This window comes from Rodentibacter caecimuris (genome assembly GCF_010587025.1).
In the GTDB taxonomy this organism is placed as follows: domain Bacteria; phylum Pseudomonadota; class Gammaproteobacteria; order Enterobacterales; family Pasteurellaceae; genus Rodentibacter; species Rodentibacter caecimuris.
In genome coordinates, this window is sequence record NZ_CP040863.1 from 735,305 (window position 1) to 749,143 (window position 13,839).

13 protein-coding genes are annotated in these 13,839 nt (G+C 37.5%); 3 read left to right on the forward strand and 10 right to left on the reverse strand.

Annotated elements, in window-relative coordinates; all coding sequences use genetic code 11:
- Window position 1 precedes the first annotated feature (1 nt).
- The 10 genes from FEE42_RS03605 to tssB are packed head-to-tail and all read right to left on the reverse strand — an operon-like array spanning window position 2 to window position 9,445.
- Window positions 2-637, reverse strand: coding sequence for a type VI secretion system-associated protein TagO (locus FEE42_RS03605; RefSeq protein ID WP_059365528.1), 636 nt, complete (start codon window positions 635-637; stop codon window positions 2-4).
- 17 nt (window positions 638-654) lie between these two features.
- On the reverse strand, window positions 655-1,500 hold the full coding sequence (gene icmH / locus FEE42_RS03610) for a type IVB secretion system protein IcmH/DotU (RefSeq protein WP_164027738.1): 846 nt from the start codon (window positions 1,498-1,500) through the stop codon (window positions 655-657).
- Complete coding sequence (gene tssK / locus FEE42_RS03615; protein ID WP_164027739.1) at window positions 1,500-2,846, reverse strand: type VI secretion system baseplate subunit TssK; 1,347 nt, start codon at window positions 2,844-2,846, stop codon at window positions 1,500-1,502. The genes icmH and tssK overlap by 1 nt, the downstream gene beginning before the upstream one ends.
- Entirely contained in the window at window positions 2,846-3,523 is a 678-nt protein-coding gene (gene tssJ, locus FEE42_RS03620; RefSeq protein ID WP_059365535.1) for a type VI secretion system lipoprotein TssJ, read from the reverse strand. Before tssJ ends, tssK begins: the two co-directional genes overlap by 1 nt.
- A gap of 13 nt (window positions 3,524-3,536) precedes the next feature.
- Window positions 3,537-4,310 (reverse strand): hypothetical protein, encoded by a 774-nt coding sequence (locus tag FEE42_RS03625; protein WP_164027740.1) that lies wholly within the window; start codon window positions 4,308-4,310, stop codon window positions 3,537-3,539.
- Window positions 4,311-5,309, reverse strand: a complete 999-nt coding sequence (tssG, locus tag FEE42_RS03630; protein WP_059365537.1) for a type VI secretion system baseplate subunit TssG — start codon at window positions 5,307-5,309, stop codon at window positions 4,311-4,313. It abuts the gene before it with no gap.
- Window positions 5,273-7,024, reverse strand: coding sequence for a type VI secretion system baseplate subunit TssF (gene tssF / locus FEE42_RS03635; RefSeq protein ID WP_059365538.1), 1,752 nt, complete (start codon window positions 7,022-7,024; stop codon window positions 5,273-5,275). The genes tssG and tssF overlap by 37 nt, the downstream gene beginning before the upstream one ends.
- Complete coding sequence (gene tssE / locus FEE42_RS03640) at window positions 7,025-7,441, reverse strand: type VI secretion system baseplate subunit TssE (protein WP_059365539.1); 417 nt, start codon at window positions 7,439-7,441, stop codon at window positions 7,025-7,027. It lies immediately after the preceding gene.
- Window positions 7,442-7,449: 8 nt separating this feature from the next.
- Window positions 7,450-8,937, reverse strand: a complete 1,488-nt coding sequence (tssC, locus tag FEE42_RS03645; protein ID WP_164027741.1) for a type VI secretion system contractile sheath large subunit — start codon at window positions 8,935-8,937, stop codon at window positions 7,450-7,452.
- Window positions 8,938-8,947: 10 nt separating this feature from the next.
- A complete protein-coding gene (tssB, locus tag FEE42_RS03650) occupies window positions 8,948-9,445 on the reverse strand; it encodes a type VI secretion system contractile sheath small subunit (protein ID WP_059365541.1) in 498 nt (165 codons plus the stop codon).
- Between the two features lie 288 nt (window positions 9,446-9,733).
- Between tssB and FEE42_RS03655 the strand changes: the two genes are divergently transcribed.
- The 3 genes from FEE42_RS03655 to FEE42_RS03665 all read left to right on the forward strand — a co-directional run bounded on the left by FEE42_RS03655 (window position 9,734) and on the right by FEE42_RS03665 (window position 13,835).
- Window positions 9,734-10,003 (forward strand): PAAR domain-containing protein, encoded by a 270-nt coding sequence (locus FEE42_RS03655; RefSeq protein ID WP_059365542.1) that lies wholly within the window; start codon window positions 9,734-9,736, stop codon window positions 10,001-10,003.
- A 63-nt stretch (window positions 10,004-10,066) separates the two neighbouring features.
- Window positions 10,067-12,157, forward strand: a complete 2,091-nt coding sequence (locus FEE42_RS03660) for a type VI secretion system Vgr family protein (protein WP_164027742.1) — start codon at window positions 10,067-10,069, stop codon at window positions 12,155-12,157.
- A 262-nt stretch (window positions 12,158-12,419) separates the two neighbouring features.
- Window positions 12,420-13,835 (forward strand): DUF4123 domain-containing protein, encoded by a 1,416-nt coding sequence (locus tag FEE42_RS03665; RefSeq protein ID WP_164027743.1) that lies wholly within the window; start codon window positions 12,420-12,422, stop codon window positions 13,833-13,835.
- The last annotated feature ends 4 nt before the right edge of the window (window positions 13,836-13,839 follow it).

Consider the following 13,839-nt stretch of genomic DNA (forward strand, 5'->3'; position numbering starts at 1 on the left):
ATTACCAACCACATTCTTTTCTTATTGGTGCAACCTGAGAGGCAAGCCCATGGTTTTTGAAGATGTACTGACGATTCTCTTGGGGAAGGGAAACAGAAAATGTATCAATATATAAAATCGATTTTAGTTGTTTGATAGCATAAAGTCCGCGACCGGCATCAAGTAAATAGCCTCGCTCGGCGCTTTGCCAATCAATTTTAGAGGCTGTTTGATTCGTTTCAGTATTAGCAATATGTACATTCAGCAAACTATGTTTAACCGGTTTACCCAATGCTATTTGGAATCTTGTTATATTATCTTTACAGGCAATGTACACTGAGGCATCGCCATCATTACTTAGTAAAGCCAATTCTAAGTTATTTTCAACCGCAGAATTCCCGACATCATCTTTTGCCAATGTAAAAATATCACCAACCAATTTTGGCACAAGGTTACCTAATACACGTTCATCAATCACTTGTTCTCTAACCGGTGTATTAAATGCACTGTCAAAACAAGCAAGGCGATTAATATTTGATTTGATTGAAACACATTGTTCAGCTTGTTCCAGTCTCCCTTCAGATAAAGCACTTATAGAGTATATTGATAAGAAAGAAGCAAGTATCGTTTTACATATAAAAGATAAACGTAGTGTCATCAAAAGGATCCTCATGGCTACATATTATTGATAATATCATTGACGTTATTAATAATTTCAGTCGAATATGAATCTAAAAACATGCTATATAAGAAGTAAATTAACGCAAAGATAAGCAAAGTTCCCCACACAAAGCGATTTAGTGATAATGGTTTTTTCACCGTATAATCCCTTTTATAGAGATGTATCTGCTGATTTCTTTGATAGTCATACCCTCGTAATGGTCTAAGCGTCTTTTGTAATTTAATTAATGTGTTTTGAATGTTTTCTTGACCATGTGGTCCAATTGCATACTGCCCTTTGAATCCAAGAGCAAGGCAAATGTACATAAACTCCAGTAATTCATGATATTTTTCCGGTTCCAGCATCGTTCTTGACAAAATCGAATAAAACTTTTCTCCTCCCCAGGTCTCATTATGGAAATGAGCTAATAAAGAACGTTGTCCCCAAATTGAGGAGTTTCCCCAAGGCGTTGCCATAACAATTTCATCAATAAATGTGCACACGCAGTATCTGAACGAGAGTTGAAAAGCACTGTCATAATTCAATTCTTTTACTTTTTCACTCAATACCATCACTTCATTTTGCATTCTGGAATAAAGACTTCCTATATCTTCTAAATGAGATATCTTTTTTAACCTAAGTGCCGTTGCCAACAACGGATTTGCCAATTCAATTAAGGCATTATAGGAATGTGTCTGTAACTGAAAGTCGTAGTCAATATCAAAGTCAACATTGACAACTTGCTCATAAAGAAGATCTGTTTTCTCATTAATTACCGGCACATTATTTGTAATGACAACTCGCCCTGCAGGCTCATCAATGACAGGATTATATGTATTTAATAATTCACGATTATTCATTATGCTAAATCTCCACGAATTGCCCAAAATTCAATCTCTAACCCCGGATAATTTCCTGTTATATGGAAACCAAATCCAGACGAGGTTAGCAAATTCTCCCAATATGGTGATGTTTTGTCCAATTGGAAATACATAAAGCCAGAATGATAAGGCAAGTACCTTGGTGCAACAGGTAAAGCGTTTACCGGTACACCTGGTAACTGTAAATGAATCAATTGATTAATTTTTTCAATACTGGATATTTTAGTTTGTTGAATAAACTGAGTTTTTAACAAATCCGGCTGTAAATGCGCTTTAATTGCAATAATAAATTCAGCCGAAGAATAGAGTGACGAATCATTAACTTGAGCGGTATAAACGCCATACTGATGTGCAACAACCGGCAATGGTACTACTTTTGTATTTGTCACCACGCTTAAGTAAGATTTAATATCACTAAATAACGGATTTAATGAAGCCGCCGGATTATCATGAAGATACTCATAGAAAGTCTCTGAAAAACGTTCTTTTAATACAAAAGTTGCCAACTCACTACGCAATGAAGCAAGCAATTCGTACACTGATAAGGGGTGAGATTTTCCTAATTTAACGATGCTTTTCACTAAAGGAGAAACTCTATTAAGCGTTAAAAGCATAAGGAAATCATTAACATCCGCCACTCCCGATTGTTCCGGACGACCAATTCGGTTTACAATATTTTGTGCTCTTAATAAAATTAAATCTGATAACTCGGCTAACTTCTTAATAAATAGCGGCATTGCGGTAATATGCAATGACATAGGGTAAAAACCCTCGTCTAATATTACTTGATGATCTAATGTTATATCTTTAATTTTTGCAACAGGTAAAGAGACGTAATTGCTTAGATCATCTAATGAGGACTTTATGAAATATTGATTTTTTAGCAATTCAAGTTGGGTGTAACTCCCATTCTCACTATGAGAATCTTTCACTTCCGTAAAAATAATCTCACTCCGTGAATCAACCGAATCTAAATTAGTTGCAGAATATTTAATTTCACCTTCCCCACTAGAAATAATAGGTAAACAAAGGTAGAGTGTTTCCCCTACTAAGTTGCTATCCACACTAATCGGAGAAGGCAGGCTATCTGTTAGAGGTAAATCAAAAAGTGTTCCATCGGGCATCACCCCTTTACATTCAGTAAGCCCTACCTTTCCAAAAGAAAGCTGCTGTTGATCAAATGCAATTTTCTCAAAACCTAAATTATAAGCCGAAATATCAATAACTTGCTTCAATTGCGATGTTAAAAAACGGCTTTCTTGTTGAAAATGTTGAGGTCGAATGAATAGACCTTCTTTCCATAAAACACGATTTGATAGAGACATTAGTTATCCTTATAAATTTCAACTTTAGAATCTAATACGCGGATTAGCAAAGGATAGCTTTCCCCACCTTTTGGTTTTACTTGTACAATACCTTTCCATTTACGGTTTTCATAACCATTAAATAATGCTACCACGCCAATATAATGAGTTTTCTCATTCATTGCTTCTGAATCAACAAATCTGAACTGATTTGGCGCTATGATTAGGTCAATATTCGAAATATAGGTTTTACCTAATGAGTCGGTAAAATCATTACCTCTAAAATCATCATATGTGCTACTTAGGAATAGGGACTTATCCGTTAATTGAAAAACTTTCAGCATAACAGGCGTAGCTCTTGCATCTGCTTTTCCATTTTCTTGTTCAATAATTTGTTTATCTGAATTCGAACTATTGGCAGTCACATTCTTTCTATATTCTGTGGTTGTCATGGGACGTTTTACCTGGCTTTTCGATACATCAAGTACTTCTTCAAACTCAGCCGATGCTTCATCACTTACCACTGCTACCGAATCATCTTTTGGAGAATAAACATTGATATTTGCACGATCTGTTGCATAAATAGAAAGTGAATACGTCGATGCTTTCAATAAACGAGGGTTCACAGCCGGCTCATTCGAAGAGCAGGCTGTTATAGTTAATGCTGCTGTAAGCATAAATAAAGACTTTAATTTCATAAGATTTCCTTAGTTACTTAATAAAAAATAGAGGATCTAAAATAAGCTCCTCCGGTTTGGCATCAACTTTTTTATTAGAAGATGATACGGTATTTTCTAACAACTCATGTTCAATTGTGGATTCCAATGTAGTCTGTCTTAGCACTTTTGAGGATGAAATAATATCCGGTGGTGTGTAATATTCCGAAAAACTATTAATATGAGGGTTAAAGAATTTATATCCCTCTGTGGATATCGTTTGATGAGGAGAGGCATCAACTAACTCTAAAGAATACTCTTCATCTGCTTTTAATGCTAATAATGGATCCAAATTGGTTTCATTTACTTTTAACTCTAATAACTCCCGATTAACTTTATTATAGTTAAAATTGTATTGATAGCACTCTAAACTTAAAATTGTATTACCTGTTTGTTTGTTAAGTAAATGAGATAATTCATCTTGTAACGTAACAACTTCAGCTTCGTTAGTAAATATTTTCGCTCGAATCTTATAACTATATAACGAGATAAGATCATTATCATTTAATTTAACAATTCCCCCCTTAGGAAGCGCCTGAGTTGTACCATTAATAAAAACCTTTTTACTGTGAGAAATCAAGCAGAAACTCGCGTTGTAATACTTTATTTCAAACTCTATATCAGAAATTTCATTTTTCCAATTATCTAATTTCCAACTTATATCCGATGCCGAGCCAACAAATCCGCCGTCTGAATCAAAATAACAATAAGGTAATGTTCCTTTTTCAAGCATAAAAGCATCTGTTATCATTAATAAAAGTCTATGCATTTAAACGGCTCCTTCGATAATCACCTGCTTTAAAGAATAACTCCCAGCAGAATCTGCATTAATTAGAGTTGTCCATCCAAGAAAACTAGAATTATCCATTCCTAAAATAAATGTAGATTTTGTATCAGGGCGTAAACTAAGTGAAAGCTCATAAGGTAAAGGATCTTTTAGTAAAAAACGAATCAATTCTTTTAAGTGTTTATATCTCTCAGTATTTGGCAAGAATTGATAAAATTCATCAACTTCTAGATTATTAATATGAATACGGAACTTATTTGAGAACGATTCAACATTACTGCCCGAAATAAAATTATCTCCAAGTACTACATTCTGTACACCGAGTTTATTTTTCTGGTCAATTTCTATTTCAAGAATCCGTCTTACATGCTCTTCAATAAAAATATCATTTAAATCAAAATAATGCCGAATAATATCAGCTAACACTTCAGGCGTTCTTACCCCAGATTGTATTATTCCAATATAGTAAAAAATTTTATGCCAGTTTAACTTAGAATACCCTATAAAATCCTTAGATAATCCCAAAAGATTTATCATGTTGCAAGAGTAATCATCAGAAAAGTCTGATTTAAATCTTATATAATGCTTATACTTCCGCCAAATCTGATGAAAAATTGCAATCAAATGATGATTAAAAAAATCTAAATATCTCGCTTGAATAGATTCGCTATCATAAGATTCTTCTGCGATCTCGTCTAATATACTGCCTGGAAGTGGGCCTGCAGCCCCTTGCAGCCCTAGAAAATTAACTAAAAACTGAAATTTTTTTTCTTCCTTTTCCTCTAAAATAGTAAGTTGCTCAATATCCCCAACAGGAAAGTTAAGTTTAGGGTTACTAAAAAAACGAAATACCGATTCCTCAATGAGAGTATTTTCTAATTCATCCAGACTTATAGATGATGACTTTGCAATTGCCTCTACGAGTTGATGAAATCCGTACTGATTTAAATCAGTCTTTGTAGAGAAGTTTTCTGTTCCCATTTAAATATCTCGTTGTTGCTCGTATTTACAACCTCTAGAAGATGAAAGGAATTTATCGTACCGTATAACCTAAAAAACTCCGCAAGAAGTGTACCAAATAAAAATAGCTCCCCTTCACACAGAAAATGATTACTATCTATTCTTAATACTGATTTTTGCCCTCTGTATACTACGCCCTTTATTACTTTATCAATAGAACGGGTTACAATAGATTCCATTCCAGCCAAGCGTTTCTCTGTACGTCTTAATGACTGGACATCATTCATAGCTGGGAAATCATAAGTTAACAAAATCCCCTTTAAAACATCCAATCTTGTTAGAGATAGATAATTAAGTGAGAGATTAGATATCAACTTCCAGTGAACAGACTCATCTAAGACCGCTCTAATTGTTTTTACTGGTAGGGTAATATTTTTAAAATCAATATAAGAAGGCGTATTCTGCGATGGAATACAGATATCACCAATGCCCAACAACTCGGGAAGATTATTATTTGTGCAATCTAAATCTATTGATATAGTTTCTCTTAAAGTATCTAAAAGCTTATTTGAACTGGATACAAAAGAGATAAAATGATCATATCTTGTTTCTTCAATATTATCTTTAATCGTTGATTTATAGTATTCCCTATTTCCGGTAGATGTCGTATGCTCAAATGATTCAAACTTTGGATAATTATAAATTTTATTTCCAATATCCTTCAAATGTTTTGAACCAGAAACACTTCTAATATCAAATATCTCAAAATGTTCTCGATTAAAACCGGTTGGAATAATCGGATATAGCTCTTTCTCTCCATTAAGATTTATTGGAATAGCATCATGTTCAAATAAATTAATCACAGGCGCACAATACAATGAAAAATCGGCCTGTGTTAACTTAAGATCTTTAGGAAAAGAACGATCAAACTCAAAAAATAACTTAAAATTTTTACCCGCTAATCTATTTAAGTAAAGATGCAATTTTCTTAACTTAAAAAAATAAAATTTCTTAGGAAAAAAGAAAAATTCTTGTAATAAACGATATCCGTCAAATGCATTATCCGGATAAGGAATCAATGATTCTTTTTTATCAAAACCAACCGAAGAAACAATATCAGGTGGTAAATTAATAATACCTTCTTCTGTTTTTATAAAAATTCTTGTTAGATAATTAAAAATCCACTGATAGCAAGTTAATGCACTGTAATCGCTTCCAGATAAATAAAACGATAGCTCATCACACTGTATAGACGCAAAATCACCATCCGTAATATTCTCTAGCTCTAACTCAATGACTGCCGACTCGTTACCTGTAACACTTTTTACACTATTTAAAACTATTGGGTAAACGGCTACATCCATGGTTGTTTGAAACTGACAAGCTGTGCCATCTACTGATTTAGAGGAGACAAATGTACCTTTGGGTATAATATGCTTTGTTGTAATAGCTCTTTCTTTAGGTTTAAAATTTAAAATCGCACAACTTGGTAAAGGACGTAAATAATTTGGCCAGAGAAGCTGAATCATTGATTGAGTTATCTCCGGCAAATTATCCTGTACTTTTTCTTTCAATCGAGCGATCAAAAATGCAAAAGACTCAATTATTCTTTCTGCTTCAGGATCAACGATTTCGTCAGATAAAAAACGAGATAAATGAGGATAGATCTTTGAAAAATACTGCCCGTCTTTTTTCAGAAAATCTAATTCAGCCCGAAAAAACTCTTTTAAAGACATCTACATAACCTTAAATTTTTTACTTGAACTATCCAAAATAATATTTAGCTCTGTTAATTCATTCCTTTGCTTTAATAATACCGAGCAAGTAATTCGAAAATTAAGTTGCAGAACATCATACGTATCAGGAATATATTCTATTCTCATAATTTGGATTCTGGGCTCATAACGCTCCAAATTCGAACGAATATTTGAGATTATCGCTTGCCCCAAACTTCGTGTTGTCGCAGTTGCATCATTGAAGTCTTTTAAACCAAAATCGGGCGCACATAATGTGCACCCTTCTTTTGAATTTAAGATTAGTTCTATGTTCTTTTTAATTGAACGGATTAAATCGCTTACAATTTCCCTTTCTGTTTTCTTTTTTATAACATCCGTGTTTTGCGAAGCTGTTTTAATCCTATTCCAAAATCCCATAAAAATAACTACTTACTGTTATCAATGTCCAAACGGCCAACAAGAGAAAGATCAAAACTTGCGCCCATATATTTAAAGTGCGGTCTAACAGATAAAGAAACTTTATACCAACCCGGCTCACCCGCCACACTAGATACTTCTACTTTTGCAGAACGTAAAGGACGACGGCTACGAACATCTGCCGGTGGGTTTTCTTGGTCAGAAACATATTGTTTCAACCATACATTTAATTCACGTTCAAGATCTTGACGCTCTTTCCACGAACCGATTTGCTCACGCTGTAACACTTTCAAATAATGAGCCAAGCGATTCACAATAAACATATATGGTAATTGCGTACCCAGCTTATAATTGGTTTCAGCGGCTTTTCCTTCCTCAGTATTTGGGAATTTTTTCGGTTTTTGCACAGAGTTTGCCGAAAAGAATGCTGCATTATCACTTCCTTTACGCATTGTTAAAGGAATAAAGCCTTCATCAGCCAATTCAAACTCTTTACGATCGGTGATTAACACTTCTGTTGGAATTTTTGCTTGCAAGTGCCCAAATGATTCAAACAAATGCAATGGTAAATCATCAACCGCACCGCCGCTTTGCGGACCAATAATATTTGGACACCAACGATATTTCGCAAAACTATCAGTTACTTTTGAAGCCATCAAGAACGCAACATTACTCCACAAATAATTCTCGTGTTTACCATCAATGCTTTCATAGTAATTAAAGGTTCTAACCGGATTTTCAACCGGATCATAAGGTAAGCGCGATAAGAAACGCGGCATAGTTAACGCCAGATATTTAGAATCTTCAGACTCTCTTAAAGAACGCCATTTCGCATAACGCGGCCCTTCAAAAATATCCTTGATTTCTTTAATTTCAGATAACGCGGCATAACTGTCTAAGCCAAAAAATTCAGGGCCTGCGGCAGAAATAAACGGCGCATGAGATATCGCACCAACCGAAGAAACATATTGTAATAACTTCATATCCGGCGCAGACGGCGTAAACATATAGTTACCTACAATGGCAGCAACAGGCTCGCCACCAAATTGTCCGTAATTAGCAGAATAAACGTGCTTATAAAGACCACTTTGCGTGATATCTGTTGCATATTCAAAATCATCAAGTAATTCTTCTTTGCTAACGTTTAGCACTTCAATTTTGATGTTTTCACGGAAATCGGTACGATCAACAAGTAATTTTAAACCGCGCCACGCAGATTCCATTTCTTGAAATTTTTCATTATGCAGAATTTCATCAACCTGATGACTGATTTTCTCATCAAGTCGAACAATCATTTCATCAATTAATGTTTTATTTACAACAGTGTCTTTACTGTACGATTTCAACATTTCAGAAATAAATTCCGCAATACCGCGTTGTGCAATACTATAATCATCGTTTTCCGGTTTGAAACGAGTTTGCTCCATAACTTGATCAAGCAAACTTGTTGTTTGAACTTTTTTCTCAGCGCCTGCTGTTTGATTATTAGCAACCATAGATTTCACCTTATTCTTTTTCTAAAATGATAGCCAACTCTTTCTCCAATGCTTCTCTTGCATTCGGATCAGCGATAAGCTCTTGTAATTTATGTCTAAATGCAGGGATATTTCCCATCGGGCCTTTTAAAGCGAGTAGCGCTTCACGCAATTCTAAAAGCTTATTCAGTTGTGGAACTTGCTTCGCAATACTATCAGGCGAAAAATCGGACATGCTTTCAATTTTAAGGTTTACCCCTATATCTTGATCTTCCGCATTTTCCTCCAAGCGATTTGGTACGGCAATCTCAATAGATAAATCCGACTGCTTCATCACAGCATCAAAATTATGCTTATCAATAGAAACGGTTTTTCTTTCTTCAAGGCTTAATTCTTCAGGAGAACCTTTAAAATCTCCCGTTACGAGAAGTTTTAGCGGTAACTCAATTTCATCAACTTGCCCCTCAGTCGCGGGTGTGTATTTAATATTTATGCGCTCTTTTGGTGCGACAGAACCTGCTTTAGACATAGAAAATCCTCTCTGGAAAGTTAAACTGTTTTTTTATTTTACAAGCGATATGCTGAAAAATGTACAAATTATAAGAAATCGCCTCTACTAAATCAATGATAGGAGTCAAATTTAAAATGAATTAATGTGTATAAGCATAATATGACTTAATTTAACCGCACTTTATTTACTTTATCAGTCAATCAGCATCACTTTTTCTTATTTAATGATAAAAAAACAATAACTAGAGAAAATTTAATCATTTTAGTTTAAAATGCTCCAATCAAATTTTGTGTATAGGAGGAAAATATGTCTGCACGTCGAGTTATCGTAATTGGAGATAAAACTACTCATGGCGGAACAGTATTACAAGGCTCCCAAACCATGACAGCCGGAGGCAAAGCCATTGCCCGCCAAGGTGATTTAGTCGCTTGCCCTAAATGCAAAGGAAACTTTCCTATTGTAGAAGGTTCCTCCAAAATGTCCGCCAATGGGCGGGCTGTCGCTCTTGAAAGAATGAAAACCGCTTGTGGTGCGGAGCTTATTGCCTCACAATCGGTGATGAAAGCCGAAACATAATTTATTGTTTATCATTCATAATGGTCTTTAACTGCCCGATACATTTTTTTGGAGGAATCTCAAATGACCGTTCAATCTGATTACCGTTATAGCCTCACAGTCAATGGAGCCGGCCAATTCGATGTCGTGCGTTTCGAATTAAAAGAACACCTCTCCACCCTATTCCGTCTTGAACTTGATCTCGCAAGTTTCGGTTCCGAACCCGATTTCCTCACTATCATCGACCACCCGGCTACGCTAACTTTCTGGCAAGGGGAACAAGCAGTACGTCATGTTAATGGCGTTGTTACGGCTTTGAAGCAAGGCAAAACCGGTTTTACCCGCACCCGTTACCACATGGTGATTGAACCCTCTATTTGCCGTGCCGGATTACAAACGGATTTACGTATTTTTCAACAACAAAATTCCCAAGAGATTATCGAAACCCTGCTGCAAAAAAATAACGCACTACAAAGTCAATTTCATCTACAACATCCTTACTGGACACGCGAATATTGCGTGCAATATCGCGAAACCGATTTAAACTTCATTGAACGTCTCGCCGCCGAAGAAGGGTCATACTATTATTTTGAACACATCGCAGACAATCACACCATTCATTTCTCCAACAACACCGCACTTTCTGAGAAAAAAGGCAATCTAGTCTATAACGCCATGCCTGCCGGACAACGCCCTGAAGCCGCCGTATGGCATTGGGCTTATCAAGAAAAACTCAGCCCTACCCTTCAAACTCTACGGGATTACACCTTCACCAATCCACGCTATAACCAAGAACACCAAGCCGCCTTGCAAGGCTCTAATGCCTTAGGCGAAATCCGTCAAGGCGAACTCAGCGAAAACCATCACGGTATCTATGAACGTTATGATTATCCGGGACGCTATAAACGTGATGCGCAAGGTAAACCTTTCACCCAATATCGCTTGGAATATGAACGTCGTGAAGCTGAACTCGCCATTGCCCAAAGTGATGATTTACGCGTGCAGCCCGGCTATATATTCGGATTGACCGGTCATCAACGTGAAGCCTTTAATCGGGATTGGTTAATTGTGGGCGTTGAGCATTATGGTTGGCAACCCGGTGTATTAGAAGAAGAGGCCGGCGACGAGGGAAACCGTTACGAAAATCGCATTAAACTCATTCCAAATACCACCCAATGGCGACCGGAACCCCAGCCCCGCCCCGTGGTAGAGGGCTCGCAAATGGCACATGTGGTCGGCCCTGCCGATGAAGAGATTTATTGTGACGAATGGGGACGGGTAAAAGTCCAATTCCCATGGGATCGTGAGGGTCAAAACAACGAACACAGCTCTTGCTGGATTCGGGTCAGCCAAGGTTGGGCGGGGGCACAGTTCGGTCATATCGCCATTCCGCGTATCGGTCATGAAGTGATGGTGGATTTCTTAGAGGGTGATCCGGATCAACCAATTATTACGGGTCGCACCTATCACAGTACAACAGAGCCGCCTTATGCCCTACCGGAGCATAAAACCCGAATGACAATTAAATCCAAAACCCACAAAGGTAATGGCTTTAACGAACTACGCTTTGAAGATGAAAACGGCAAAGAAGAAGTCTTTATCCATGCCGAGCGGGATCAAAACAATGTGGTAAAAAACGATGAAACCACCCAAATCGGACATGATCGCAGTGAACAGGTGGGAAACGACGAAACTATCACTATCGGCAATAACCGCACCGAAACCGTCGGACAAGACGAATCCTTAACCGTCGGACGCGACCAATCCAATAAAATCAATCGCAACCGCATGACTAAGATTGAAAAGGATGAGGTGTTAAATATCGGCAATCATCTCGCCATGGATATCTATGCCAATCAAGATGTTAAAACCGGTCGGGATTACAAACATGTGGTACAGGCTAAAGCCAAACTGGAAGTCGGCGAATTATTAAAACATCACACCAAACACGCCAATATGGAGGCAGAAAATAAGGTGCGTGTGGCTGGTCCGGGCGGTACCATTATTATTGACACCAAAGGAATTACCCTGAAAGGCAAAGTTACTGTCAAAGGCGACCTTATCACTCGTGGAGGGGCACCGGAGAAAATCGAAACCCTCGCCCTTCTTGCCCACCAAGGAGACGATCTTTGCCCAATATGTGAAGCGATGAAAAATAAAAAAGTGGAAAACTGATTTGTGATTGCCGATAGACTTCAAAAGAAGGAATGAAAATATAAAGAATTAAGGATAATAATAAAAAATAAGAATAAAATGCGGTCAAATTTCAGCCTGTTTTCATTATCGGATAAAAGAGAGAAAGGTGAGAATGATTAGACAGATTAAAAAAACATCTGAAAAATCAACCGCATTTTTGCCTATATCATGCGTTACCATGATATGGTCCACAACCTGTTGTTCTCTGCACGAATAACAAAGGGTTATAGGAGATAACACTATGTCCACACAACAACCGACCGGACAAATTTGGCTCACCCATTATCATTTAAGCGATCAGTCCACACCCCATATCACACAGACCGCCTATTTACTTTGTTTGGCTGAAGATACGGAAAACTACCTTCAGCAGGTTGAGTATTATCTCAACCAACATCAACTTATCGGGCAAGCACAACTGGCACCGCTTCCTATTCAAACATGGCTCTCCCGACATGGCTTTGAGGCAGCACTTTGGCGGGCGGCGCAACAAGTGTCCAATAACTCGCCGTTGTTTTGTTTATATACCGATGAAGCGAGACAAACCAAACAACACCTTGACACCTTTCTTAACAGACAGTCCGTCCGATTTTCCCCCTTTACCGAGTTTATTGCCCCTGCGGTTCTGCCCGACGAAGTGTGGTCACTTTTCTTTGCCGATTTTGAAGGGCTGGGGGAATACCATCAAATCTTAAATCAAGCCGCACATAAAAAACAAAGAGAAAAAGCAAAAGAATCGGAAAAACACAGCCAAAATCCACCGCACTTTTATGCCGTGGTCGATTGTGCCAAAGCCGTCAGTTTTCCTTACCGCTTAGAGAGCGCCGGTCGTATGGCAAATCTTTATACCGGTAATATCGGGCAAACCTTAGAAGAGCAATCTCCTTACCTGTTGGAATTTGACCCGTACCAAGAAGAAACTGTGGCGTTTTTACAACGTTTGTTTAGAAAAGCCGATAGCAAAGTATTTAGCCATTGGGCGATTAATCCGGTGATTTTTATTAAAAGCCGTCAATCCTTTGATGAGGTTTATCGTCACCTGCGAAAATGGACCCACCTTTATGACCCAAACGCTGAAAAGTGGTATTTTTTCCGCTTCTACGACCCGCTCGTGCTCAATCGCTATCTGCCGCAACTGACCCACTACCCGGCTCAACTCGCGGCATTGTTTGGCGTGAATTCAAATACTCGGCCGGCGCAGCAAGCGGTTCAACCACAAGAAAAGCAAGCCCCCATTATTGAAGCGTTTGGTGTGCGTGTAGAGCAAGAATTTATTTGCTTTAGCTTAAACCCGTTACCGGAAAATACTCAGCCTGCCAAAATTGAGTTGGGGGAAGTGGAAAGAAGAGCCTTTGAACAGGTGTCTTGGAAAAAATTAAGCCAAAAACTCATTGCAATGCTTCTTCCTTATTTTCCTGATTTATCCGAGTCCCAAGCGCAACATTGGCTTGATGAATATAAACAAACACAATCTGCGCCGGAAAACACATCAGAGCGAGAATATTGGACTTACTTAAGCGGTCGGGCGATTGCCGAAGAAAAAGGATTGGATTACTTTGAATTACTTTCACAAATTCAAGCAAAGACCGCTTACCAAACAATTAACGCAACTGAATATTTATTAAACCGACTTATTGCCTCAATAAATAACAGGTAAAGCT